General features: G+C 46.1%; 17 protein-coding genes, 1 tRNA gene, 1 rRNA gene, 1 other RNA gene and 4 pseudogenes. 14 read left to right on the forward strand and 10 right to left on the reverse strand.

The genetic code is table 11. The features are described 5' to 3' along the window. The first annotated feature begins 125 nt into the window (after positions 1-125). Positions 126-201: transfer RNA gene (locus tag UA76_RS16325), tRNA-Thr, on the forward strand. A gap of 18 nt (positions 202-219) precedes the next feature. After that, positions 220-335: ribosomal RNA gene (gene rrf, locus UA76_RS16330) — 5S ribosomal RNA — on the forward strand. A gap of 205 nt (positions 336-540) precedes the next feature. Here rrf and UA76_RS16335 read toward each other — a convergent pair. From UA76_RS16335 to leuA, 5 genes are all read right to left on the reverse strand, one after another. Beyond that, entirely contained in the window at positions 541-1,326 is a 786-nt protein-coding gene (locus UA76_RS16335; RefSeq protein ID WP_047048699.1) for a DUF547 domain-containing protein, read from the reverse strand. 154 nt (positions 1,327-1,480) lie between these two features. Next, positions 1,481-2,083, reverse strand: coding sequence for a 3-isopropylmalate dehydratase small subunit (leuD, locus tag UA76_RS16340; RefSeq protein WP_047048337.1), 603 nt, complete (start codon positions 2,081-2,083; stop codon positions 1,481-1,483). A gap of 11 nt (positions 2,084-2,094) precedes the next feature. Next, the gene (leuC, locus tag UA76_RS16345; RefSeq protein WP_047048340.1) at positions 2,095-3,495 is read right to left on the reverse strand and encodes a 3-isopropylmalate dehydratase large subunit; all 1,401 of its coding nucleotides are present in this window, start codon (positions 3,493-3,495) and stop codon (positions 2,095-2,097) included. Positions 3,496-3,556: 61 nt separating this feature from the next. Next, a complete protein-coding gene (gene leuB / locus UA76_RS16350) occupies positions 3,557-4,648 on the reverse strand; it encodes a 3-isopropylmalate dehydrogenase (RefSeq protein WP_047048343.1) in 1,092 nt (363 codons plus the stop codon). 79 nt (positions 4,649-4,727) lie between these two features. After that, positions 4,728-6,278: a 2-isopropylmalate synthase gene (gene leuA, locus UA76_RS16355; protein WP_047048346.1), complete on the reverse strand. Its 1,551-nt coding sequence runs from the start codon at positions 6,276-6,278 to the stop codon at positions 4,728-4,730. A 444-nt stretch (positions 6,279-6,722) separates the two neighbouring features. On the opposite strand from leuA, the gene UA76_RS16360 reads away from it, so the two are divergent. The 9 genes and pseudogenes from UA76_RS16360 (at position 6,723) to ilvN (ending at position 19,546) form a co-directional block, all read left to right on the forward strand. After that, on the forward strand, positions 6,723-7,391 hold the full coding sequence (locus UA76_RS16360; protein ID WP_047048349.1) for a TetR/AcrR family transcriptional regulator: 669 nt from the start codon (positions 6,723-6,725) through the stop codon (positions 7,389-7,391). Then, a pseudogene (locus tag UA76_RS16365) lies at positions 7,381-8,716 on the forward strand (efflux RND transporter periplasmic adaptor subunit). The gene UA76_RS16360 and the pseudogene UA76_RS16365 overlap by 11 nt, the downstream one beginning before the upstream one ends. Then, a pseudogene (locus UA76_RS16370) lies at positions 8,713-11,813 on the forward strand (efflux RND transporter permease subunit). The pseudogenes UA76_RS16365 and UA76_RS16370 overlap by 4 nt, the downstream one beginning before the upstream one ends. A 134-nt stretch (positions 11,814-11,947) precedes the next feature. Continuing rightward, positions 11,948-12,481 (forward strand): phosphatase PAP2 family protein, encoded by a 534-nt coding sequence (locus tag UA76_RS16375; protein ID WP_047048352.1) that lies wholly within the window; start codon positions 11,948-11,950, stop codon positions 12,479-12,481. Continuing rightward, the gene (locus UA76_RS16380) at positions 12,478-13,524 is read left to right on the forward strand and encodes an MJ1255/VC2487 family glycosyltransferase (protein WP_047048355.1); all 1,047 of its coding nucleotides are present in this window, start codon (positions 12,478-12,480) and stop codon (positions 13,522-13,524) included. The genes UA76_RS16375 and UA76_RS16380 overlap by 4 nt, the downstream gene beginning before the upstream one ends. Positions 13,525-13,885: 361 nt before the next feature. Further along, positions 13,886-14,845 (forward strand): transcriptional regulator LeuO, encoded by a 960-nt coding sequence (gene leuO, locus UA76_RS16385; RefSeq protein WP_047048358.1) that lies wholly within the window; start codon positions 13,886-13,888, stop codon positions 14,843-14,845. 177 nt (positions 14,846-15,022) lie between these two features. Further along, the gene (locus UA76_RS16390; protein WP_047048360.1) at positions 15,023-16,831 is read left to right on the forward strand and encodes an AMP-dependent synthetase/ligase; all 1,809 of its coding nucleotides are present in this window, start codon (positions 15,023-15,025) and stop codon (positions 16,829-16,831) included. 462 nt (positions 16,832-17,293) lie between these two features. Continuing rightward, positions 17,294-19,050, forward strand: a pseudogene (locus UA76_RS16395) (acetolactate synthase 3 large subunit). A 1-nt stretch (position 19,051) separates the two neighbouring features. After that, positions 19,052-19,546, forward strand: a complete 495-nt coding sequence (gene ilvN, locus UA76_RS16400; protein WP_047048363.1) for an acetolactate synthase small subunit — start codon at positions 19,052-19,054, stop codon at positions 19,544-19,546. Positions 19,547-19,681: 135 nt separating this feature from the next. On the opposite strand, the gene serA is transcribed toward ilvN, so the two are convergent. The 5 genes from serA to UA76_RS16420 all read right to left on the reverse strand — a co-directional run bounded on the left by serA (position 19,682) and on the right by UA76_RS16420 (position 23,107). After that, positions 19,682-20,911 (reverse strand): phosphoglycerate dehydrogenase, encoded by a 1,230-nt coding sequence (gene serA / locus UA76_RS16405; RefSeq protein WP_047048367.1) that lies wholly within the window; start codon positions 20,909-20,911, stop codon positions 19,682-19,684. A gap of 283 nt (positions 20,912-21,194) precedes the next feature. Then, on the reverse strand, positions 21,195-21,851 hold the full coding sequence (gene rpiA, locus UA76_RS16410) for a ribose-5-phosphate isomerase RpiA (RefSeq protein WP_047048370.1): 657 nt from the start codon (positions 21,849-21,851) through the stop codon (positions 21,195-21,197). Between the two features lie 76 nt (positions 21,852-21,927). Beyond that, positions 21,928-22,551, reverse strand: coding sequence for a 5-formyltetrahydrofolate cyclo-ligase (locus UA76_RS16415; RefSeq protein ID WP_047048373.1), 624 nt, complete (start codon positions 22,549-22,551; stop codon positions 21,928-21,930). A 44-nt stretch (positions 22,552-22,595) separates the two neighbouring features. Then, positions 22,596-22,780, reverse strand: a non-coding RNA gene (gene ssrS, locus UA76_RS23150) — 6S RNA. A gap of 18 nt (positions 22,781-22,798) precedes the next feature. Continuing rightward, positions 22,799-23,107 carry a cell division protein ZapA gene (locus tag UA76_RS16420; RefSeq protein ID WP_047048377.1) on the reverse strand — a complete coding sequence of 103 codons (309 nt, stop codon included), beginning with the start codon at positions 23,105-23,107 and terminating at the stop codon, positions 22,799-22,801. A 242-nt stretch (positions 23,108-23,349) separates the two neighbouring features. Here UA76_RS16420 and UA76_RS16425 point away from each other — a divergent pair, with 242 nt between their 5' ends. The 3 genes and pseudogenes from UA76_RS16425 to UA76_RS16435 all read left to right on the forward strand — a co-directional run bounded on the left by UA76_RS16425 (position 23,350) and on the right by UA76_RS16435 (position 26,413). After that, positions 23,350-23,925, forward strand: coding sequence for a YecA/YgfB family protein (locus UA76_RS16425; RefSeq protein ID WP_047048701.1), 576 nt, complete (start codon positions 23,350-23,352; stop codon positions 23,923-23,925). Between the two features lie 54 nt (positions 23,926-23,979). After that, positions 23,980-25,157: pseudogene (ubiH, locus tag UA76_RS16430) on the forward strand (2-octaprenyl-6-methoxyphenyl hydroxylase). Positions 25,158-25,186: 29 nt separating this feature from the next. Then, a complete protein-coding gene (locus tag UA76_RS16435) occupies positions 25,187-26,413 on the forward strand; it encodes an FAD-dependent 2-octaprenylphenol hydroxylase (protein WP_047048380.1) in 1,227 nt (408 codons plus the stop codon). The last annotated feature ends 66 nt before the right edge of the window (positions 26,414-26,479 follow it).

A 26,479-nucleotide genomic window follows, 5' to 3' on the forward strand; every position in this document is an offset into this window, starting at 1 on the left:
TAATAGCGCCGATGGTAGTGTGGGGCTTCCCCATGTGAGAGTAGGACATCGCCAGGCTTTAAATTTGAAGAGAGCCCGTTTGAAAGAACGGGCTTTTTTAATCCCAAGCATAAAAGATTTATTGTGCTGGTATAGCTCAGTTGGTAGAGCGCACCCTTGGTAAGGGTGAGGTCCCCAGTTCAAATCTGGGTACTAGCACCACTTAATATAAAGATTTTTCTTGGCGACCATAGCATTGTGGACCCACCTGATTCCATGCCGAACTCAGAAGTGAAACGCAATAGCGCCGATGGTAGTGTGGGGCTTCCCCATGTGAGAGTAGGACATCGCCAGGTTATATTTTAAAGCCCTGACCATAAGGTCGGGGCTTTCTCGTTTCTGGGGTTGGTGTTTGGAAAGGTAGTGTGTGCTTGCGAGTCGTCGAGGTGTCGAACCATCGCACTGCCCATACAAGAGTTGGTATCACCAAGTAGATATTAAAGCCCAGCCTACTTTGCTGAGCCTTTCAGCACTAAAACTATTTGTGTAAGGTGCTAATCGCTATTTTGCTTCATTAAGCGACCAATCATACTCGTATTTGAATTTACTGCCGCCGATGTCGGTTAATTCTGGCTTGTACGAGGCTAGGTGAGCGACGAGTTGTTCTTGAGAACCGAAATCTTCAGCAAACCACTCATAGATCGATGATAGTTGCGTTCGATCATCAGTTACTGATACCCCTTTTTCACTGTTAATGAACTCTTTAGCTGCTGATTCTAACAACTGTTCAGTGTTGCCTGATGTGAATGCTTGCAACTGAAGGTTAGGACAGCCAAGGCTTGCACAGTTCACTGCATAATGCGTTCTAGGGTCATTCCATATAGGACGCAAAATCCGATGCTCTATATCGTTTAGGGTGAGATCTTTACCATTTACCTCTATTACTTCATCGCCCCAAGGGCCGAAGCTGAACAGTCCGCCCAACTTAGTAATCGACTTAATAGGATAGGCTTCTAGAATCAGCTCAACAGTGATTGCATTGTAGAGGTTGACCCAATATGCATATTGTTCAGCTCTATTGAGTTGCAGCGGGTCGATGTTGGACATGCTATTCAGGTAATTCTTAAGCAACTCTTTATCGCTATTTGAAACACTAGCGTAGCGAAATAAAGTGTTCTCGCCTTCTTTTACCAAGTAGGTATCGAGTATCTGCTGCCAAGGTGTATGGTCTAAGGCTTCTGAATTACTTTCATTACTGGCATTCCAATAAGGCCAAAGCTCGGACTTAGGTGCAGAAAAGGTTTGGAATGACAGCAAAGTGAGAAATAGAGTGATAAGTACTTTCATAGAATTACGAGTTAATTTAAGTAACATATACAATCAGACCGCTTAATGTATCTCTTCATTTCATATTAAGTTGTCACAAATAAAAAGGCTGGCACTTGCCAACCTTTTTAGTCATTGAGCTTTTTAGTTATTAAGCTCCGAAAAGATTCTCAGCTTATTTTAAAAACGCTGGAATTTTTTCTTCGTATGCAGCAATTTTATCTTCGTGCTGAAGAGTTAGGCCAATGTTATCTAGGCCATTTAGTAGGCAGTGGCGGCGGAACTCATCAATTTCGAATGAGTACTCTTTCCCATTAGCGCGAACAACATTCGCCTCTAGATCTACCTCAACCTGCGCACCTTCATTCGCTTCTATAAACTGGAATATCTCATCCACTTCTTGCTCTGTAAGACGTACCGGAACCATCTGGTTGTTGATTGAGTTACCGTAGAAGATGTCTGCAAAGCTTGGCGCGATCATCGCTTTGATACCGTAATCTGCCAACGCCCAAGGCGCGTGTTCACGAGATGAACCACAGCCAAAGTTCTCACGAGCTAGTAGGATCGAAGCGCCTTGGTAACGAGGAGCGTTCATCACAAACTCTGGGTTTGGTTGCTCTCCAGCGTCATCTAGGAAGCGCCAATCGTGAAATAGGTGCTTACCAAAACCTAAGCGAGATACTTTTTGTAGGAACTGCTTAGGGATAATTGCATCGGTATCGACGTTCGCTGCATCTAGAGGAACAACCAAGCCTGTGTGTTGTTTAAAACCTGACATGTGTTCTCTCCTTAGTCCAATTCACGAATGTCAACAAAGTGACCAGCAATTGCTGCTGCCGCTGCCATAGCAGGGCTCACTAAGTGGGTACGGCCATCACGGCCCTGACGGCCCTCAAAGTTACGGTTTGAAGTAGATGCACAACGCTCGTGTGGACCTAAGCGGTCATTGTTCATTGCTAGACACATAGAACAGCCCGGTAGGCGCCATTCAAAGCCAGCGTCTTTAAAGATAGTATCTAGACCTTCCGCTTCTGCTTGCGCTTTTACCTGTTCAGAGCCCGGTACGATAAGCGCTTGTACGTTATCTGCTACCTTACGGCCCTTCGCAATTTCAGCTGCTGCACGCATATCTTCGATACGAGAGTTAGTGCAAGAACCAACAAACACTTTATCTACTTTGTAGTCAGACAGTGCTTTGCCAGCTTCGAGACCCATGTAAGCTAATGCTTTCTCAGCTGATGCTTTTTCAACTGGGTCTGCAAAGCTTTCTGGTGCTGGGATAGGTTGGTCAACTGCGATTACCTGACCTGGGTTAGTACCCCAAGTAACCTGAGGTTTGATGTCTGCAGCGTTTAGCGTAACAACGGCATCAAATTCAGCATCATCATCAGTTTTTAGAGATGACCAGTACTCAATGGCTGCATCTAAGTCGTCACCCGTTGGAGCGAACTTACGGCCTTTGATGTACTCAAAAGTGGTTCCATCTGGTGCGATTAAACCTGCTTTCGCGCCCAGCTCGATAGCCATGTTACATACTGTCATACGACCTTCCATCGTAAGATCTGTAATGGCTTCACCACAGAACTCAACTACGTAGCCAGTACCGCCAGCGGCAGTGGTTTCACCGATGATGGCTAGTACGATATCTTTTGCCGTAATTCCCGGTGCGACCTTGCCTTTTACTTCGATCTTCATCGTTTTAGCACGTGCTTGCTTTAGCGTTTGTGTCGCTAGAACGTGTTCAACTTCAGAAGTACCGATACCAAATGCTAGCGAGCCGAATGCACCGTGTGTTGCTGTGTGTGAATCACCACAAACAATGGTCATGCCTGGTAGCGTAATACCTAGCTCAGGGCCCATAACGTGGACGATGCCTTGATACTTGTGGTTGATATCGTAAAGCGTAACGCCGAATTCTTCACAGTTTTTAGATAGCGTTTCCATCTGAATACGCGCCATCTCGCCAGAAGCGTTAATGTCTTTAGTCTGCGTTGAAACGTTGTGGTCCATCGTTGCAAACGTTTTGCCTACTTGGCGAACTTTACGACCTTTCTCACGCAGGCCATCAAAAGCTTGAGGTGAGGTTACTTCGTGAACCAAATGGCGGTCAATGTAAAGAATCGGGTTTTCGCCCTCAGCGGCTACGGCAACGTGTGCGTCGTAGACCTTTTCATATAATGTTTTGCCCATCATCACATTCCTGTGTGCGACTCCCGACAACGGCTTATCGGGAGCAAATAATTATTATTGATTAAGAGTTTAAGATGTACTCAGCGATCTTATCGCCCATCTCAGAGGTAGATAGCGCTGGTTTATCACCGGCTAAGTCGCCTGTTAGTTCACCTGCAGAAAGCGCTTTAGAAACCGCGCTCTCGATATCTTGCGCGGCAGCTTCTTGACCAAGGCTGTAGCGTAGCATTAGCGCTGCAGATAAGATTTGAGCAACAGGGTTGGCAATGTTCTTACCTGCGATGTCTGGTGCACTACCACCTGCTGGTTCATATAGACCAAATTTGCTTTCGTTTAACGATGCAGATGGAAGCATGCCCATAGAGCCAGTGATCATTGCACACTCGTCAGAGATGATATCGCCGAAGATGTTTGAACATAGCATCACGTCAAACTGTGCAGGGTCTTTGATTAGCTGCATAGTCGCGTTGTCGATGTACATGTGTGAAAGCTCAACATCTGGGTAATCTTTTGCGATCTCTTCAACTACTTCGCGCCACAGGATAGAGCTTTGTAGTACGTTTGCTTTGTCGATTGAGCAAACCTTCTTGTCACGTAGGCGAGCTGATTCAAACGCAATCTTTGCAATGCGCTCAATTTCGTAGCGATGGTAAACTTCAGTATCGAAAGCTTTCTCGTTAGGACCTTCACCTTCACGACCTTTAGGTTGGCCGAAGTAGATACCACCCGTTAGCTCACGAACCACAACGATGTCGAAGCCGTTTTCTGAAATGTCTGCACGAAGTGGAGAGAAAGCTTCTAAACCTTTATGGATCTGCGCTGGGCGAAGGTTACAGAAAAGCTGGAAGTGTTTGCGAAGTGGAAGTAGTGCACCACGCTCAGGCTGATCATTTGGTGGAAGGTGTTCCCACTTAGGACCGCCTACAGAACCAAATAGCACAGCGTCTGACTCTTCACACGCTTTCACTGTTGATTCTGGTAGTGGACAACCGTGGTTATCGATTGCAATACCGCCGACATCGTGTTCTTCACGTTCGAACTGAACACCATGTTTTTTCTCGATAGCATCTAGCACTTTGTGTGCTTGCTGCATTACTTCTGGGCCAATGCCATCGCCAGGAAGAACGGCGATTTTGAATGATTTGTCTGTCATGTTAATCCTTTATACTTTTATTTTTGCTCTCTTTGGAGAGTCATTCCCTGTCAGCAGCTCTTGACTCTCCAGAAGAGGTTTAAACTGTTTCGACTTTCTTTTGCTTAATTTCGGCGATCTTATCGGCACGATGGATGCTGTTAATAACATGAAGTAGTGCTTGGCCAGATGCTTCAACGATGTCAGTTGATACGCCTGTACCGTGGTACTTTCTGCCTTTGTAGTTCGCAATGATGTCAGCTTGGCCTAAGCCATCTTCGCCTTCACCTTTAGCCGTTAAATCAAACTTATCTAGAACAATATCATAACCAGTGACACGATAGATACACTGGTAAAGTGCATCAACAGGGCCGTTACCGACAGCTGCCTCACTAGTCTCTTCATCGCCACACTGTAGCTTGATACTGGTTGTCGCCATCACGCTGCCAGATTGCACGCTTAGGTAGTTCAACTTGTAGAAGTCATCTTCTTCTCGTAGGTTGGAGAAGTGCATTAACGCTTCCAAATCGTAATCGAATACTTGGCCTTTGCGGTCTGCCAATTTCAAGAAATCTTCGTATAGTGCGTCTAGGTTGTACTCATCGCCTTCTTTATAGCCCATCGTATCCATGTGGCTCTTCACCGCGGCACGGCCACTTCGGCTAGTTAGGTTAAGCGCTTGGTTTTTAAGACCGATAGACTCAGGGGTCATGATTTCGTAGGTGTTCTTGTTCTTCAACATACCGTCTTGGTGGATACCTGAAGAGTGACTGAACGCATTCGCACCTACAATCGCTTTGTTGTCTTGAATTGGCATGTTACAAAGTTGGCTAACAAGCTTACTTGTACGGTGAATTTCGTCGTACTTAAGACCTGTGTTCACGCCCAAAAACTCTTGGCGCGTCTTGATGATCATGGCGATCTCTTCAAGAGAACAGTTACCTGCGCGCTCACCGATACCGTTAATGGTACCTTCTACCTGACGTGCACCAGCTTGAACCGCAGCAATTGAGTTAGCAACAGACATACCTAGGTCATCGTGACAGTGAACTGAGATGATCGCCTTATCGATGTTTGGTACTCGGTTGAATAGCGTTTGGATGATACCACCAAACTCATTCGGTACTGTGTAGCCGACGGTGTCTGGAATGTTGATTGTGTTGGCACCGGCATCAATGGCTGCTTCTACCATGCGACATAAGTTGTCGATCGGTGTACGGCCTGCATCTTCACAAGAAAACTCGACGTCGTCAGTGTAGTTACGGGCACGTTTAACTGCTTGAACACCCATCTCTACCACATCGTCGTAGCTGCGACGCAATTTGTCTTGAACGTGAACAGTTGAAGTTGAGATGAAGGTATGAATACGGAATGCGTCTGCCACTTTTAGTGCTTCTGCAGCTGCATCAATGTCTTTAGCAACCGCGCGGGACAAACCACATACTCGGCTGTTCTTGATGTTGCGCGCAATGGTTTGAACCGATTCGAAATCGCCTGGAGAAGAAACAGGGAAACCAGCTTCGATTACATCTACACCGAGGCGCTCTAGTGCGTAGGCAATTTGCAGTTTCTCTTTAACCGTCAAACTTGCTGACAACGCTTGTTCGCCATCACGTAATGTGGTGTCGAATATAATCACCTGATCGTTCATGTTTGCTTCCTTTTTACCGATTGTTAATCGTTTGCTTCCAGTTTCTTTTTAAAAGAGAGATATGAAAAAAGCCCGCATTTTGGTGCGGGCTTTTTAAATTCTTATGTGGTTCATTTTTCTTCCACAGCCAACCCGCGCGATTATGTCACGATAAGGAGGAGGCTCAGCAGGATAGAAAAACGGTTCATCATTGTTAACGGTTCCTTTTAGGGCGTTAAATAATCCACAAAATTAAGTTAACAAATTAGTACCGCACTCAGCCTGTGAGGTCAACCCTTTCGTCGCATTTTTATTCATATCGGATCAGTTAGGCAGAAATCTCGCGGTCAGACAATAAATTAATCAAATGATTAAATAGTGATTAATAAAAGTCCTGTGGATAGAAAATAGTCTGTCCTATAATTAATCAATTGTTTAATTATTACTGAAATGAGTATGGTTAATATGGGGCAGGAATCGCGGAGAGTAGGGCGGCCAACGGAGCATACTGATGCTAGGCAGCTGTTAGTCAGTGCTGCTCGTGGGCTTTTCATCACTCAAAGCTACGAAAAAGTGTCCACTCGAAAGATAGCACAAGAAGCGGGCGTTAATGTGGCGATGATACGTTATTACTTTGGCAGCAAAGAAGGACTGTTTGAAACCATGGTTCGCGAAACCATTGCACCAATGAAGTTGCAAGTTCAGCGTTTATTCAAAGACGTCACCCATAAAAACCTCGTCGATTTGATGCGAACGTATTACCAAGAGATGAGCAAGTCGCCGCAATTTCCTCGGTTAGTGGCTCAGGTAATGAATATGCCTGAAAGCCAACCTCAAAGGCAGTTAGTTGAGAAGGCTCTGGATGACGTGAGTCGGCCAATGCAAGAAGCCATAATCAGTCGAATCAGTGCGGATAGTGTTCTTAAGCCGGGCTTTGAACCTAGACTATGTAAGTTCTCTTTTCTTAGTTTGATGGTGTTCCCCTTTATTGCGCCTTCATCGCTATTAGCCAAACATGACATTCAAATCAATGAAGCGTTTCTCAATCAATTAATTGAACACAACATTAAACTTATGACCTCAGGCATGTTGCAAGAACCCGCAACCCAGCAAGGAAGCCAAAATGAAAATTAATCGTAAACTCCTCTTCTTTCCGGCTGTTGCAGTTGGGGTAATCATTTTAATTATCGCTATTAACTCCAAGCCTCAGCTGCCAGTTAAACCTGCGGGAGATAGAGCTCGCCTTGTTGATACAGTTCCATTAGAACTCAGAGCAATGGCTCCATTAGCTATCGGATTTGGCAAAGTGACACCAAAAGTTGAGTGGAAAGCAATAGCGGAAGTAACGGGCAAAGTTGTATTCCGACATCCTAGATTGGAAAAGGGCCAAGTATTGGTGGCTGGAACTGAAATCTTACGCATTGACCCGCTCGATTATGAGCTTAAGTTGACCCAAGCTCAGGCCGATTTGAAATCGAGTCAAACGTCTTTAGCTAAGTTGTCACAGCAAGAGCAGAACTTAAATCAGACCTTAGCGATTGAGAAGAATCAGCTCGAGATTGCCAACAAAGAGCTAGACCGTAAGCAGAACCTTAGAAAGAAAGGTTTAACTTCGCAATCAGATGTAGATCAACAACAGCAAAGTGCTTTGACTCAGAAGAAGTTGGTTCAAGAGATCCAAAACCAGCTGGCGCTTTTGCCGGACGAAAAACGCGTGGCAGAAGCAATGGTGAAAGTGAACCTTGCCAAAGTCCAAGAAGCACTGCGATCGCTTGAGAAAACCATCGTAACCTTGCCAGAAGATCTGCGTATTGCGGAAGTGAACATCGAACAAGATCAAGTTGTAAACATGCAACAAGAGATGGTTGTGGCTCATGGCATTGATGTCATGGAAGTGGACGCTCAGCTATCGATTCATGATATGCAGACCTTAGCTTCTAGCTTGAGTGCGTTTACTCGAGATGAAAACGGCCTGCCAAAGCCAGATATGTCTCAGGTATCTGCGCGTATTTACTTGCAAAGTGGCAGTCTAAAAGCGGATTGGCCTGCCGAAGTGGCACGCATCAGTGAGACCGTTGATGAAGCACAAGCCACGGCAGGTGTGATTCTAGAGATTGAACAAAGCTATAAAAGCACTCAGCCCACAAACTGCACCGCCATTAGTGAATGGGATGTTTGTCAGTGCCGAAGTCGAAGGGCAAGCTAACCCGAGCTGGGTTGTACCAGAGCGCGCGGTGCACGGTGACAAAATTTACCTATTGAATAATGAAAGTCGACTAGCGATTGTGCCAATCACAGTACTTTATCGAAGAGACAATCTGGTTGTGATAGATGGTGAATTAGAGCAAGGGCAAAAGCTCATTCTTAATGATCTTCTGCCAGCTATAGATGGCATGTTGCTAAGAGAAGACGATGTTAGCGAAGAAGAGACTAATGACGCACAGGAGGCATCATTATGATTCGTTTCTTTGCAAGGCACCCAACCGCGGCGAACTTGCTCATGTTAGCGCTGCTGATTTTGGGTTTGTCTTCGCTTTCTGGCATTAAACGCGAGACATTCCCAGAGTTTGATCCTCCCTACATCATGGCTGGAATCGTTTACCCTGGCGCATCGCTTCTGAAGTCGAAGAGAGCTTGTGTGTGCGAATGGAAGATGCGGTAGACGGCTTGTCCAATATTGAAGAGGTGCGCTGTGAGGCAATAGAGGGATCAGCGCGATTGATCCTAAAACTCAATGAGAAGGCTGACATTGGCCGAATGCTGGTGGATGTTCAAACACAGATAAACTCGATCAATGACTTTCCGGCTGAAATCGAATCACCAGTTGTTCAAGAGATGGATTGGAACGAGCCGGTTGTTGATGTCGCCATAATGGCCGATACCACATGGCCAGAACTCAAAGCCTATGCCGAACAACTAAAGCGTACTCTCAAGCTTGATTATGATGTCTCTTTGGTTGAAGTGAGCGGTTTTTCTGATCATCAGTTTCGGGTTGAAGTAGATATTCAAGCCATGCGTCAGTTGGGTGTCAGCATCAATGACATTGCCAATCAGATTGGTAGCCAGAATATCAAGCTGCCAAGCGGTAATGTCGAAACGCCGGACAAAAACTTTCTGATCCGATTTGATGAACGCCGCATCACGCCCGATGAGCTTGAGTCATTAGTGGTAGGATCCTCGCCTAATGGTGCGGTAATACGCCTTAGAGATATTGCCACCATTACGGATCGCTTCGAACTTGATGAACAAAAAGTGCTGTTCAATGGGCATCCGTCTGCTCTCCTCAAGGTGAGTAAGAATAAAGAAGACGATGCACTAAGGATTAAAGAGCGAGTAGAACAGTTCGTTGACGATCAAAGGTTGATCACTCCAGATGGTGTCACGCTTGAAATGACTAACGATCTCTCATCGGTACTTTGGGATCGTTTGACTATGATGGTGCGCAATGGCTGGCAAGGGATCGTGCTGGTATTTGCAACCATGTGGCTGTTCTTTAGTTTGCGTTACTCGTTCTGGGTTGCGGCAGGCTTACCGGTTGCCTTTTTAGGTGGTCTATTCTTAATGGCTAACCTCGGCCTTTCTATCAATATTATGTCGCTGGTGGGTTTGCTCATGGCGATTGGTATCATGATGGATGACGCCATAGTGATCGCCGAATCGATTGCTGCCCATTTAGAGAGGGGGCAAAAGGTTGATGATGCGGTGGTGAATGGGGTTAAAAAGGTACTACCCGGCGTATTGTCCTCCTTTCTCACAACCGTGTGTATCTTTGGTAGTTTACTGTTCTTGGACGGCGAAATGGGCGCGGTATTGAAAGCGGTGCCGCAAGTCTTAATTCTGGTGTTAACCATCAGTCTGGTAGAAGCGTTTTTGATTCTTCCCAATCACCTTTCCCATTCTCTACATAAGCAGTCGAAAGAGCGCGAGCCATTGCGATTCAAGAGAGTATTACTTGAGAAGTTTGAGCACTTTCGTAATACCACTCTAGTGGCGAGCGTAGAGAAGGTGGTTACTTACCGATATGCTTTCTTAGGCAGTGTGATTGCACTGCTGCTTATATCGGTCGCTATGATTGCGGGTGGAGTACTTAAGTTTCAGCCATTCCCCGAACTCGATGGTGACATTGCAGAAGTTCGCGTGATTTTGCCGCCGGGGTCGTCACTGTCTCAGACAGAGCGAGTAGTTGATAAGCTGGTGGAGTCGGCGCAACGTCTCGATAAAAAGTGGACACAAGAAGTCGAAAATGGCGTGCCGTTAGTGAAGCACATTACCAGCCAGTTCAATGTGAATGCCGATGCGAATGAATCTGGGCCGCACATCGCTACAGTCCGTTTGGACTTATTGGGGGCGGAATCGCGTAATACCTTGATTGATGATTTCATTGCCGCGTGGCGTGACGATGTGGGTGAGTTAGCTGATCCAATCTCACTGGTTTACAAGCAGCCAACCATGGGTCCCGGCGGGCGGGCGATCGAAATCCGAATCAAGCATGATGATTTGGATGAGCTGAAAGCGGCTTCTATCGATATCCAACACTATCTCAATCAATTTGATGGAGTACATGGCATTCTCGATGACATGCGAATGGGTAAAGAGGAAGTATTGGTTAAATTGCGCCCCGGTGCGGAAAGCTATGGTGTGAATGGGCAGATCATTGCGGCTCAATTGCGCGCGGCGTTTTTCGGTCAAACGGCGGATGAGATTCAAGTTGGGATTGAAAATATCTCTATAGAAGTGCGTTTGAATAAAAAACAAGCGGGTGACTTAGGGCAATTGGCGAACTTCCCAATTATTCTAAGCGATGGCAGTCAAATTCCATTGGCTACACTTGCGACCCTAGACTTTCAACGAAATTATGTTCGCATTCAACGTGTTGATGGTTTAAGAACCGTTAGCGTCTTCGGAGATACTGACAACAGTAAAGTAAGCTCGTCGGCGGTCATTTCTCAATTTCAACGAGAGGAAGCGCCTAAGCTTACTAGCAAATACCCAGGCTTGAGATTCGACTTCGAAGGTGAAGCCAAAGACGCAGCTAAGACTGGCGCCTCTATGGGGAAAGGGTTCTTGCTTGGCTTGTTTGGCGTGTTTGCCATATTGAGCTACCAGTTCCGCAGCTATCTGGAACCTGTGGTCGTCATGTTAGCGATCCCGCTGGCGTTTATTGGTGTCGTGTGGGGACATATCCTACTTGGGCACTCGCTGAGTATGCCTAGTCTAATGGGTTTTGTCTCCTTGGCGGGCATTGTGGTGAATGACTCCATTTTGTTGGTGCAGTACATCAGGCACCATGTCGATGAGGGAGACTCGGTTCATGATTCGGTGGTCAAAGCGAGCCGCGAACGTTTTCGAGCCGTGTTCATAACTTCGATGACGACTGCGGCCGGCCTTTTGCCTCTGCTTACTGAGACCAGCTTGCAGGCTCAGGTAATTCAGCCATTAGTGATATCGATTGTGTTTGGTATTTTCGCTTCAACGTTGATGGTGCTTTTCATGATTCCTGCTGCTTATTCTGTATTGGCAGACTTTGGTTTAGTGAAAAAGCATGAAGCTATCTAGCTGAAATACGAGTTATATTTTGAAGGCCCTGTTGGGCCTTTCTATTTTTCATCATACCGCCAACTTAACTTCACGATTCTGTCATGCACGCCAACTACCTTGATAAGATATACCCAAGGTAGTAGGAGTGTAGGATGCGTTCTGTTGAATCTATCGTGAAGTTAGACTTTGCCTTCTCGCAATTTTGTTCTCAGCACAAGTTTAATCGTCAAGTCGCTAGGGTCAGTAAAACCGTCTCTCAAACGGGCGATGGCCCCACTTATTTATTGATTGGTATTTTGTGCTATTTGAAAGGTGGAGAGGTTGGTAAGTTGCTGCTGCTTAGCGGCCTTCTGGCGTTTGCCATTGAATTGCCTATTTACTGGATTGCGAAAAACAGTTTTCGTCGCAGAAGGCCAAGTGAACTCTGCCAGTTCTTTACCTCACACATAACGCCTTCTGATCGTTACAGCTTGCCTTCCGGCCACACCGCGGCAGCATTCTTGATGATGACGGTCATCTCATACTACTACCCCGATCTATTGATGTTCACATTAATTTGGGCGTCGCTGATTGGCCTGTCTCGAATTCTACTGGGTGTCCATTTCTTAAGTGATGTTCTGATTGGAGCGTTACTTGGTTTCTCAACAGGCTATGCCTCTATTCAGTTTGTTAAGGCGTTGGTATGAAAATCTTATATGGTGTGCAAGGCACAGGAAATGGGCACATTGCTCGCTCTCGAGTGCTGGGTCGAGCTTTAAAAGAGCGTGGGTTAGAGGTTGATTTCTTGTTCTCCGGTAGAGAGCGAGACGGTTACTTCTCTATGGAGTGCTTTGGTAATTACCAAGTCAAACGCGGATTAAGCTTTGCGACCTGTCGTGGGAAAGTCAGTTATCTAAAAACATTGATGCAAATGGATTTTGGCCAGTTGCACAAGGATATTAAGCAGCTTGACCTCTCTAATTACGATTTGGTGATTACCGATTTTGAGCCGATTTCAGCTTGGGCGGCCAAACTGCAAAGTAAAACCTGCATAGGCATCAGTCATCAGAATGCCTTCCTATACGATGTGCCAACCAAAGGCGTTAGTTGGCTAGATAGAAAGGTCATAAAGAACCTTGCTCCTGCCACTCACACCATTGGGCTTCACTGGCATCACTTCAATCAGCCAATCTTGCCACCGATTATCGATCTGTCTAACGACCCATCAACCAATGATGAGTCTGTGCTTGTCTATCTACCATTCGAAGACAATCAAGATGTAGAGGAACTGCTGTTAAGGTTTAATCAGCAAAAATTCGTCAGCTACCATCCTGATAACAGCGAAATTGTGGTAAGAGGGAATGTAGTGCATCGACCTCTTTGCTATGACAGCTTTAAAAAGCAGCTACATGCGTGCAGTGGGGTAATCGCAAACGGTGGTTTTGAGTTACCTTCCGAAGCTCTGTCTCTGGGTAAGAAGTTATTATTGAAGCCGCTAAAAGGTCAATTTGAGCAGTTGACTAATGTTGCTACGTTAGAAACATTAGGACTCGCTCAGGGGATGGATTTCTTAGATGCGGCAGCATTGAGAGATTGGCTCGATGAGCAGCCTGCAGAGCATGTTCACTACCCAAATGTTGCCCATTCTATATCGGAATGGATATGCCAACGCAGCTGGGAGAGCCAGAAAAAGTTGCCGTTCGATCTATGGAATCGTGTCGACTTCCCAAGTTACACCGCAAACGTTTAACTAATATTGACGTCGTCATTATATTGGCTTTGTCTACTATTCAGCCGCTCAATGCACAAATTGCGCGGCTTTTTCTCATTTTTGCGACATGATGCAATCTAAATGACCTAAATTTTTCTAATTTAGACTTTTTTATAAATGATCTAGATATATGATTTGAAAGATTAAAGTGGTCGCGTAAGTAAAAAATACTGATTAAATATCAATCTTCTTGGTGTTCGTTAATTGATTTGTGAATAGTAATAGTCGTCCGGCAATCATCCGGATGACAAATGTATAAAATACGCTGTTCTATTACGTATCCTCCCTTTAAAAATTATTTTTGCTAGTAGTAGCGATTGACGACCGAAGAGGCCAAGCAATGATCGATAAAAAAGACGCAATGAGCGCGATTGCAAGTTACCGCATGGAGAGCACATTACGTGGTGTAGACCTAAACCTATTGACCGTGTTTGACGCCGTTATGCAAGAGCAGAACATTACTCGTGCTGCGCATAACCTTGGCATGTCACAGCCGGCAGTAAGTAACGCGGTTGCACGTCTTAAGGTTATGTTTAACGACGAACTGTTCATGCGTCAAGGTCGTGGTATTCAACCAACTCAACGTGCTCGCCAACTGTTCGGTCCTGTACGTCAAGCGCTGCAACTTATCCGCAATGAACTGCCAAGCTCAATCTTCTCGCCTGAGACTTCTACGCGCTTGTTTAAGCTAGCGATCTGCAGCCCATGCGATATGCGTTTCGCACCTAAGATCATGTCTACAGTTCATGAGCAAGCGCCAAACGTACAGCTTCACTTAGACGCTGAGTTTGATCGTCGTCTTGCAGAGCGCATGCGCTACCAAGAGATCGACTTCGTTATCGACTACGCACGTTTCGATGAGCAAGGTTTCTCAAGCACTGAAATCTTCCAAGATGAACTTGTTGTTGTTGCGGCTAAATCTCACTCTCGCATCCAAGGCAGCGTAACGGCTTCTGATCTTGAGCTAGAGCGTCACGCTAAGCTTTCTAAGATTCACGGTCAGCGCAGCTTTTCTGAGCAAGCTTACCGCGAGCTAGATGTCCAAGCATACTACGAAGGTACAAGCCTAAGTAACGTGCTGTACGTTGTGGGTCAGTCTGAGCTTGTGACTATTGCACCTCGCTGGATGGTTGAAAACGCAGCCAACAAAGATGAGCTGCAAGTGATTGAGTTCCCATTCGCTAATTCAAACATCAGTGGCTACCTAAGCTGGCATGAGTCGAGCGAAAAAGACAAAGGTCACATCTGGCTACGCGACCAGTTGATGATGATCTGCGGCGAAGTTGTTGCACTGAACTAAACAGACATATTTAGTAACAAGAAACCTTGCTCGGATAAGCCCTGAGCAAGGTTTTTTTATGGCCAAAATTGACAGATTTGTCGATAACTTTGATGTTCGTCAGTTGCCTTTTTCGGCCCTAAATGTACACTTGTGCGCTCAAAATAGCTTACATGTGTAAGCCAAAGGTAAGAAGTGATGGCCAATTTAGATTTTCATATCGTAAAACGAATTCGTGACCAAATTGCTCAAGGTGCTGACCGCATTGCACTTAAGCACAAAGTGGGTGCCAAATGGGAAGGCATCAGCTGGAAGCAATTTGGAGCGCAAGTGGACGCACTGTCTCTTGCACTATTGGCTCAAGGATTGAGAGTACAAGATAAAGTTGGTATCTATTCCAACAACATGCCGCAATGGACAATGGCTGACTTTGCTGCGCTGCAAACTCGCTGTGTCACTGTGCCTATTTACCCAACCAACACGGCGTCTCAATCGTCGTATGTGATTCAAAACGCGGATGTTCGCGTGTTGTTTGTGGGTGAGCAAGAGCAGTTTGATGCTGCAGTTTCGCTCTTTGATGAGTGTGATCAGTTAGAACTTGTTGTGGCAATGTCTGATGATGTGGATCTTGGTGATCATACTTTTGCGATGAGCTGGAAGCAGTTTATTGCTCTAGGTGGCACGAAGCAGCAGGTGGAGTTTGATGCTCGCCTAGATGCGGCAAATCTTGATGATCTTCTTACCTTGATTTACACCTCTGGCACCACCGGTCAGCCAAAAGGCGTAATGTTGGACTACGCCAACATCGGCGCGCAGCTAAAAGGTCATGATGAAAGATTAAGTCTAAGCCAAGACGATGTATCTCTAGCATTCTTACCTTTGTCACATGTGTTCGAACGCGCGTGGACCTTCTACGTTCTTTATAAGGGCGCAACTAACTGTTACCTACAAGACACCATGCAAGTACGTGACGCGCTAGGAGATGTTCGCCCTACCGTTATGTGTGCGGTGCCGCGTTTCTACGAGAAGATCTTCTCAGCGATTCACGAGAAAGTGTCTAAAGCGCCATTCATTCGCAAAGTGCTGTTTACTTGGGCGGTGAACATGGGCGCCAAGATGGCGGTATGCCACCAAGAAGGGCGCACACCATCGTTGATGTTGAAGAAGTCCCATGCGCTAGCAGATAAGCTTGTGCTTTCTAAGTTACGTGCTCTGCTTGGTGGTCGTATCAACTTCATGCCATGTGGCGGTGCTAAGTTAGACGAAACCATTGGCCGCTTCTTCCATGCGTTAGGTATTAACGTCAAGTTGGGCTACGGCATGACGGAAACCACTGCAACAGTCTCTTGCTGGGATGATAAATGCTTTAACCCTGATTCGATTGGTATGTCTATGCCGGGTGCCCAAGTTAAAATCGGTGAGAACAACGAGATTTTAGTTCGTGGCCCAATGGTTATGCGTGGCTACTACAAGTTACCAGAAGAGACAGCAAAAACGTTTGATGAGCATGGCTTCCTGAAAACAGGCGATGCGGGTCATATCGATGAGAACGGTAACGTATTCATCACTGATCGCATCAAAGAGCTGATGAAAACATCGGGCGGTAAGTACATTGCGCCGCAGATGATTGAGGGTACAATCGGGAAAGATCACTACATCGAGCAGATTGCGGTGATTGCAGATACTCGTAAGTTTGTATCTGCGTTAATCGTGCCTTGCTTCGATACACTGGAAGAGTACGCGAAAGAGCTCAACATCAAATATCACGACCGTCTGGAACTGATCAAAAACAACGATATTGTTGAGATGTTCGAGAAACGCGTCAATGAGCTTCAGAATGAACTGGCGAAGTTTGAACAAGTGAAACGCTTTAAGCTCCTGCCAAAAGCTTTCTCTATGGATGATGGTGAGTTAACACCGACACAAAAATTGCGTCGAAAAGTGATTAACGATAAGTATCACGACGAAATCGAAGAAATGTACACAGAAAATCATCAGGCAAAGTAATTTAGCCCAAGATAATTTTCAAAGTGTTTAAAAATCCCCCACTGCGATTGAGTGAAATCGGTGGGGGATTTTTTTATGTCTAGGGTTATTGAGCTGTGTAAATAGTAAACAGCATCATTTCACTGAAATGATCCTCCGCTCTTTGCGTTTGTAGAATATTTCTCTTTATTTTTATTATTAGCCTAACGTAGTTCGAACTTGGGGCTTCCAGTTGGCATGAATGATTGCATATTGGCCAAAGTTTGGAGTTTTATGGATATTGGGATCAAAGTTGCATTAGACCCATTGATAATAAAACGTTACAGTTGTTGAGTTACCTGTATTCTTGTTATCACAAGATTGGGGCATAGCTGAAAAAGTGGATTAATGTCCAATTAGGCTACGAATAAGACCTAGACTATGTAAAACCAGAACAATTCGCCTAACAGGCTGATTGAACACTGGTAAGGAGAAAATATGGCAATGTCATCTGAAAGCACCACAGCTTCGGAAGCGAATACTATTCAGTTATCTGGAGCAGAGATGGTGGTTCAATCTCTTATTAATGAGGGAGTTGAGCAGATTTTTGGTTATCCAGGCGGTTCAGTGCTGGATATCTATGACGCACTTCATGCGAAAACCGATCAGATTAAGCACGTTCTTGTTCGTCATGAACAAGCCGCGACGCATATGGCAGACGGTTATACTCGTGCAACGGGTAACCCTGGTGTGGTTCTGGTTTGTTCTGGTCCTGGCGCAACCAATACCGTAACGGGTATTGCCACCGCGTACATGGACTCAATTCCTATGATCGTCATTTCTGGCAACGTACCAAACAACCTGATTGGTAACGATGCTTTCCAAGAGTGTGACATCGTGGGTGTCTCTCGCCCAATCGTAAAACACAGTTTCTTAGTGAAGAAAGCCGAAGATATCCCTGAAGTGGTTAAGAAAGCTTTCTACATTGCAACAACGGGTCGCCCTGGACCCGTTGTCATCGATCTTCCTAAAGATGTGATGAATCCGCAGATCAAACTGCCTTATCAATATCCTGAAACCATTAAGATGCGTTCATACAACCCAACGGTTTCAGGTCATAAAGGCCAGATCAAAAAAGCACTCAAAACACTGCTTGCAGCGAAAAAGCCAATTCTTTACGTCGGTGGTGGCGCAATCATCTCTGGTGCCGACAAACAACTGCTTAAACTTGCTGAAGCCTTGAATCTACCGGTAGTGAGCACCTTAATGGGCCTAGGCGCTTTCCCTGGCACACATAAGAACGCATTAGGTATGTTGGGCATGCATGGTTTGTATGAAGCCAACATGGCAATGCACAAAGCCGATTTGATCTTTGGTGTTGGGGTACGATTTGATGATCGTACAACGAACAATCTAGAGAAATACTGTCCAGATGCGAAAATCATGCACATTGACATCGATCCTTCATCAATCTCTAAGAACGTTCGCGCGGACCTACCGATTGTAGGCTCGGCTGAAAAAGTTCTAGAGAGCATGGTTAAGCTTCTTGAAGAGCAAGGCGCGAGTAACGATAGCGAGGCATTAGACAGCTGGTGGCAAGAGATCCAGACATGGAAAGAGCGTGACTGCCTAGCATATGAAAAGTCGCCAGAGCGCATCAAGCCACAGCAAGTTATCGAGACGCTGCATAAGGTCACTAACGGTGATGCTTACGTTGCGTCGGATGTTGGTCAGCACCAAATGTTTGCTGCACTTTACTACCCATTCAACAAACCGCGTCGTTGGATCAACTCAGGTGGCCTTGGCACCATGGGCTTTGGCCTACCAGCAGGTATGGGCGTTAAGTTTGCTAAGCCTGATGAAGAAGTGGTGGTAGTGACCGGTGATGGCAGTATTCAGATGAATATCCAAGAGCTGTCGACAGCACTTCAATACAATATTCCGGTTAAGATCATTAACTTGAACAACCGTTTCTTAGGCATGGTAAAACAGTGGCAAGACATTGTTTATCAAGCCGTCACTCAAACTCATACATGGACTCTGTTCCAGACTTTGCGGCTATTGCCGAAGCATACGGGCACGTTGGCATGCGAATCTCCTCTCCAGATGAACTTGAGTCTGGTCTAGAGAAAGCAATGGCAATGAAAGATCGTTTGGTGTTCGTTGATATCAGCGTGGACGATACTGAGCACGTTTACCCAATGCAAATTAAAGGCGAGGGTATGGACAAGATGTGGTTAAGCAAGACGGAGAGAACATAATATGAGACACATTCTTTCAATATTAATGGAAAACCAACCAGGTGCACTATCACGAGTGGTTGGCCTGTTTTCTCAACGTGGCTACAACATCGAATCATTAACAGTATCGCCAACGGATGATGAAACACTGTCGCGTCTTAACTTAACGACGACTTCTGATGAGATGCAGTTAGAGCAGATTCAAAAGCAGCTGCATAAATTGATCGATGTACTTAAGGTACAAGAAGTTTCCGAGCTCGAGCATATTGAGCGTGAACTGATGATGGTCAAGGTGAAAGCGAGCGGCTTTGCACGAGCTGAAGTAAAGCGCACGGCTGATATCTTCCGAGGTCAAATCGTCGATGTGACTGCCTCTCAATATACCGTGCAGATGGCAGGCACCAGTGAAAAGCTTGATGCTTTCATTCAGGCTTTGTCTGAAGTGACGGATGTGATTGAGGTCGCTCGAAGTGGTGTGGTTGGTATTGCTCGTGGTGAGCGAGTGCTAAAAGCATAATCATTTCTAAATGAATAGTGAAAGCGCAGCCCAAGGGCTGCGTTTTTTTGTTGGTAAGGTAGTCGATTAAAGCTTCCGACAAACAAAAAGCCCTGCATCATGTGCAGGGCTTTGACGTTTTATTGTAGCAACGAATTAGTGAAGGATACGCGCGCGAATTGTACCTTCGATCTGCTTCAGTTTCGCTAATGCTTCTTCTGAACGTTCTGCTTCCACATCGATAACTACGTAACCCATGTCTGCAGAGGTTTGCAGGTACTGGCCTGCGATGTTGATGCTCTCTTCGGCAAAGATGGTGTTGATTTGCGTCAGGATACCTGGGCGGTTCTTGTGGATGTGCAGTAGGCGAGAGCAATCACGGTGCTCTGGCAGCGATACCTCTGGGAAGTTCACACTTGAAAGCGTTGAACCGTTGTCTGAGTATTTCGCCAGCTTGCCTGCTACTTCCACACCAATGTTTTCTTGAGCTTCTTGCGTTGAACCACCAACGTGAGGCGTTAGGATGACATTGTCGAATTGAATTAGTGGAGATTCAAACGGGTCTTTGTTGGTCTTAGGTTCAACTGGGAACACGTCCACAGCTGCGCCAGATAGGTGACCAGACTCAAGTGCACCGCAAAGCGCAGGAATATCAACAACCGTACCGCGAGCCGCGTTAATGAAGATCGCACCTGGCTTCATGCGTGCGAACTCTTCAACGCCCATCATGTCTTTCGTTTCTGGTGTTTCAGGAACGTGCAGTGAGATAACGTCACACTTATTTAGTAGTTCACTCATGGTGTGAACTTGTGTTGCATTACCGAGCGATAGTTTGTTCTCGATATCGTAGAAGTAAACACGCATACCCAAGTTTTCAGCAATAATACCCAGCTGAGTACCGATGTGGCCGTAACCGATGATACCAAGACGCTTGCCACGTGCTTCGTAAGAGTTGTCAGCGCTCTTTTTCCAGATACCACGGTGTGCAAGTGCATTCTTCTCAGGAATACCGCGAAGAAGCAGAAGAATTTGGCCAAGTACCAGTTCAGCAACGCTTCGAGTGTTTGAGAACGGTGCGTTAAATACTGGGATACCGCGAGCGGCGGCTGCACCAAGGTTTACTTGGTTTGTACCAATACAGAAACAACCAATCGCAACCAGTTTTTCAGCTGCATCGATCACTTCTTGAGAAAGGTTAGTACGGGAGCGAATACCAATGAAGTGTGCGTCCTTCACGGCTTTCAATAGCTCTTCTTCTGGCAAAGAGCCTTTGTGGTATTCAATGTTGGTGTAACCCGCAGCTTGAAGTACTTCTACTGAAGAAGGGTGTAGGCCTTCAAGCAGAAGGATTTTAATTTTGTCTTTTTCCAGTGAAACTTTGGCCATTATCGTAATCCTTTAAATGGGGAAAGGGGGCTTAACTGGCGCACATCGCAAAAAAGGGCTCTAACACGTAAAATATTCGCCACTTCTTGGGGACGCAAACGATTTCCCTGTGCGTCTTCTGCTCATTAAGTTAACAAAAAAAATACAGTTTGGGTAAGAAAATTACGGAATAAGCAATAATTTTTCTAGAGAAGCTAACAAAAAGCGGCGCAAAAGAGCGCCGCTTGTAATGAAATAACAAAAAATAATAGAAACTCAGTTCAAAATCCGAGTTTTCATTCGATTATTCTTCGATTTTTGCACCTTCAGGTGTACCTGTGATCACAACGTCAGCGCCGCGATCAGCAAACAGGCCATTTGTCACCACACCAACGATGGCATTGATGCGGATTTCTAGGTCTTTTGCGTCAGTAATTTTCAGACCGTGAACATCGAGAATGTCACAGCCATTGTCGGTCACTACGCCTTCACGGTACACAGGGTTACCGCCCAGTTTTTTCAGTTCGCGCGCTACGTGCTCACGAGCCATTGGAATCACTTCTACAGGAAGTGGGAAAGTACCTAGTACGTCGACAGCTTTCGTGCCATCAACGATACATACAAACTTATCTGAGATTGCTGCAACGATCTTTTCACGAGTCAGAGCTGCGCCGCCACCTTTGATCATGTCGCGAGTTGCATTGATCTCGTCTGCACCATCAACGTAAACATCCAGTTTTTCAACTTCATTACAGTCGAATACTTGAATACCAAGGCCTTCTAATTTCTCAGTTGATGCTACAGAGCTAGAAACCGCGCCTTTAATATCGTCCTTGATTGATCCTAGTGCATCGATGAAGTGATTCACTGTTGAGCCCGTACCTACGCCCACGATGCTGCCTTTTTCTACATACTTTAATGCAGCCCAGCCAGCAGCCTTTTTCATTTCATCTTGAGTCATGCCCATCTCCAGAGTGAGTTATTTAGATTAAGAATTAATCAGTACCATTCAAGCGCGCGATTATAGCGATTCTAGGTCAAGATTCCCATTGCCAGATCTGGCTCGGGGTCACTATTTTAGGTAAAGGCACATCCCATGATTCAATAGGCAGCTTATCAACATGTTGGCAATCATGGGCGAGACCGATAGGTTGAGGGCCGCGATTATTTTCAAACCAAGGCTGCAGGGTGCGATCGTAGTAACCGCCACCCATCCCCAGTCGATGACCGGTCGAATCAAATCCCACTAAAGGTGTACAGATGACATCCAATTGCTGAACGGGGCAGATCAGTGGCTGTTTCAAACGTGGCTCGAGAATGTTGTAGCGGTTGTGGGTCATTTCTGTATTGGGTGTGTATTCCAAAAACAGCAGATGGCCTTTAGAGAAAGGGTGAATAACCGGTAAGTAGGTCTTTTTACCAGTAGCCCAGAGCCAGTCAATCAGAGGTTGAGTGTCGAGCTCGCCGTCAGCGGCCAAATAGAGCGCAATGTGTTCGGCGTTTGCTTCAGATGTTTGCTTGAACTGATCAACCAAAGCCTGTGATGCCGCTTTTTGGTCAAACTCTGAAAGGCTATTCCGTTTGTTGCGGATCAGTTTGCGAAAGTCTTGGCGAGAGAGCTGTGATGGTTGATTGGAACTTGATTGAACGGTCAGTGACATAGTGGCCTCTAGTTAAAAGCGGCGAGTTCTAAATCACTTGAAAGGGATACCCCAGAGTGCCGTTGAGGATTGTGGCCCTTGAACCAGCTGGTTCAAGGCGGATCAGCAATGGTGACCGTAGGCTTCTCGGTACGAGCCGAGCATGCTCAATAGTCATCAAGTACTAACCCTAATGTATTGCTTATCGGCTCAGGGACTTAAATCCAGCTGACGCACACCCCAGGGTAAATTTTGTGGTTAAGTAAGTTTAGTCGCTCGAACGTTTTACTTTACTTAATGCATCATCGAGTGATGCTGTGAGCAGACTGAGTCTGTCACTTAAATCTTGTTGCTTTTGCTCGCCATCACGGTTTACCGATTGAAGCTCATAGCAAAAGTTTAAGGCGGTAATTGTCAACAATTGAACTTCATTGGTGACTTTGGTTCGGGAGGTTAACTCTTTCAGTTTTTCATCAAGGTGTTGAGCCGCATTAATCAATGATTCTTCTTGACCTGCAGGGCAGTTAACTCGTGTGAGTTTGCCTAAAATTTCAACTTCAACCGCTTGATTACTCATTACCTATGAACTCTTTACGCGCCATTCCATGGTGACCATGATACGCGACCACCGAGGAGGAAACTATAGGTAATGCGATTATAAGATTCAAGCTTTTCACAACGAAGTGACACAAATCAGAGTTTGACCACACAGTAATTGGGCAATTTGAGTATTTGCTATCCACAATTACTAACATCGCCATTTTCGCCGTGAGGGTGAAATGGTAGGATTGAGCGACTTAAAACATGAAAGGCTTTCCCATGAGTGAAACAACACTTCCTGATTACCTTGTTGTAGCGACTGAATTGCAATCTGCAGGCTTAGCGGTGAACCCGTCTGAGCTTCATGGCTTATTGACAGGCATGCTGAGTGGCGGCTTGAAGCTGAATGATGAAAGCTGGCAGGCCGTATTATTTGATTACACCAATGATGGTATGGGCTGGCCGAAGGCGTCACTGGAGTTTGCCAAAACTATCCTTGCGACAACGACGCTTGAAGTGACAGGTACAGGCATGGAAATTTCTTTGCTGCTTCCAGATGAAGAAGCGAGTGCAAGCCTATTCGATTTAGCAGATGGCGTTGCGGATTGGGTTAACCACTATATTTCTGGTCTTGGTTTAATTGGTGCCGACATCAAGAAAGCGTCGAAAGAGACGAAAGAAGCCTTGGCAGACTTAGAAGAGATCGCCAAGCTAGGTATCGATGAAGATGATGACATGGAAGAGCAAGCCCAGCTGCTTGAGCAGGTGATTGAGCATGTTAAAGCGTGTGCTTTGACCATTCATGCCGAGTTTGGTGCAAGGCCAACTGCTGAAGCGTCGACGACGATTCACTAACCTTTTTCTTTTCGCACTATAAAACTTTGAGCAGTACAAAACTGGGTAGAAAGCATGAAGCAGTTTGATGTCGTTATTGCTGGTGGCGCAATGGCAGGGATGACGCTAGCACTAGCGTTGGATAAGTTAAGCGAAGGTCGCTTATCGATAGCGGTCGTTGAAGCTTATCAAGTGGATCATCAGACCCATCCCGGTTTTGATTCTCGCTCCATTGCACTGTCTTACGGCACGGTTAATCTTCTGAAAAGTTGGTCTTTGTGGCAAGACATTGAGCCTGTTGCAACGGCCATCAACGACATTCACGTTTCTGACCGCGCGCATGCTGGCATGACAGATATTTCCGCTCCAGAACTGGGGGTGAATGCGCTAGGCTATGTCGTTGAATTGGCAGATGTAGGCCGTATCTACCAACAGAAAGCGGATGCGACAGATAACATTACGTTGTTTTGCCCTGATTCTGTCGCTAGCGTAGAAAGAACCCAAGAAACGGTATCTATTACCTTAGCGAGCGGTGAATTACTGACGAGTAAGCTACTCGTAGCCGCCGATGGTGCGATTTCAACTTGCTGTTCGCAGGTTGGTATTGAGATGCGCGAGCATGATTTTGAGCAAGTCGCTGTCATTGCGAATATTTGCAGTGAACAGAGTCACGGCAACCGCGCGTTTGAACGTTTCACTGAACATGGCCCATTAGCTTTGCTGCCGATGAGCGATAATCGCTTATCTTTGGTTTGGTGCTTGCCACCAGAGTTTGCCCAAACGGTGATGTCACTCGACGAAGAGGTGTTTTTGCAGGAACTGCAAAGTGCATTTGGATGGCGCTTGGGCAAATTGACCAAAGTGGGGGAGAAAGCGAGTTACCCTCTGATTCTGCGTCATCGCGAGCAAAATGTGTCTCATCGTTTTGCTATTGTCGGGAATGCGGCACAAACCCTTCACCCAATCGCAGGTCAAGGGTTTAACTTAGGTATTCGAGATGTGGCTACGCTTGCTGAACAGATTGTGAAGTCTCCTCAAGATGCCGGTCAGTATGGGGTGCTATCAAGTTTTCGCGAGCGCAGACAGTCCGATAGGGCCAATACTATTTCGCTCACGTCGTCTATGGTTCATATATTTTCCAATGATCTACCGCCATGCGCTTGGGTAGAAATTTAGCGCTATTTACTATGGATAATCTGCCACAACTCAAGTCGCCGCTGATTAAGCGCACTTTGGGTATTGTTGAGCGCTAATCGAGTCATTTTTAAAAGGTTTAATTGTCATGATGCAAAGTGTAGATATTGCTATCGTTGGTGGCGGGATGGTCGGCCTAGCTTTGGCCGCAGCGTTTAAAGATAGTGATATTCGTGTTGCGGTAATTGAAGGCAAAGCGCCTGAGCAATCTTTGGTTGCTCTCCCAGATGTGCGTGTATCCGCCCTAAGCCGTTCAAGCGAAGTGCTACTTCGTAACTTAGGCGCTTGGCAGGGCATTATGGAACGCCGAGCTTCACCTTACCGCGCAATGGAAGTGTGGGAGCAAGACAGCTTCGCGCGAATAGAGTTTGACGCCCAACAGTTCGCACAGCCTGATTTAGGCCACATCGTTGAAAACCGAGTCATCCAACTGGCTCTGCTTGATCAGGTTCAGCAGTTGCAGAATGTTTCCCTGTTTATGCCTGCTCGTTGTCAAACTATGGCGATAGGTGAAAGTGAAGCCTGGTTAACCTTAGACAATGGTCACTCGATTACGGCGAAGTTAGTCGTTGGCGCTGACGGTGCAAACTCTTGGGTCCGCAAGCAAGCGGATATCCCACTTACCCATTGGGACTATGGCCACAGTGCTATTGTTGCCAACGTGCGCACTGATGAACCGCATGAATCGGTCGCAAGACAGGTGTTCACACCGCAAGGGCCGCTGGCATTTCTGCCGTTAGGTGAATCTAATTTAAGTTCTATCGTTTGGTCGACCGACCCTTCACGAGCAGAGCGCTTAGTTGCTATGCCAGAAGAAGAGTTTAATAAATCATTAACGGCAGAATTTGATGTTAAGTTGGGTTTATCGCGGGTTGAGGGAGAGCGTTTTGCGTTTCCTTTGAAGATGCGTTACGCCAGAGACTTCGCGGTTGAACGCATTGCGCTGGTTGGTGATGCCGCGCATACCATTCACCCGCTAGCTGGGCAGGGTGTGAACCTTGGCCTGCTTGATGCCGCCAGTTTGGCTCAAGAGGTGATGGTATTATGGCAAGAAGGGCAAGATATTGGCTCTAAGCGCAACCTAAGAAACTATGAGCGCTGGCGCAAGGCTGAAGCCGCTAAGATGATTGCGGCGATGCAAGGCTTCAAAGATCTGTTTGCTGGTGACAACCCTGCCAAGAAACTGATCCGTGGGATTGGCATGAGCTTGGTTGGAACATTACCTGGTGCGAAAGATGAAATTATGAAGCGAGCACTGGGGCTCAAGGGGCAGCTTCCGGAACTGGCGAAAGCTCGCACTAAAGGCTTGGTATAGAGCCGAATTAGGTTTGAGAAAGTAAAAAGGGTTGGCAATGCCAACCCTTTTCTAATTCTGTTGTGT

The organism is Vibrio mexicanus, assembly GCF_001012815.1.
Taxonomy (GTDB): domain Bacteria; phylum Pseudomonadota; class Gammaproteobacteria; order Enterobacterales; family Vibrionaceae; genus Vibrio; species Vibrio mexicanus.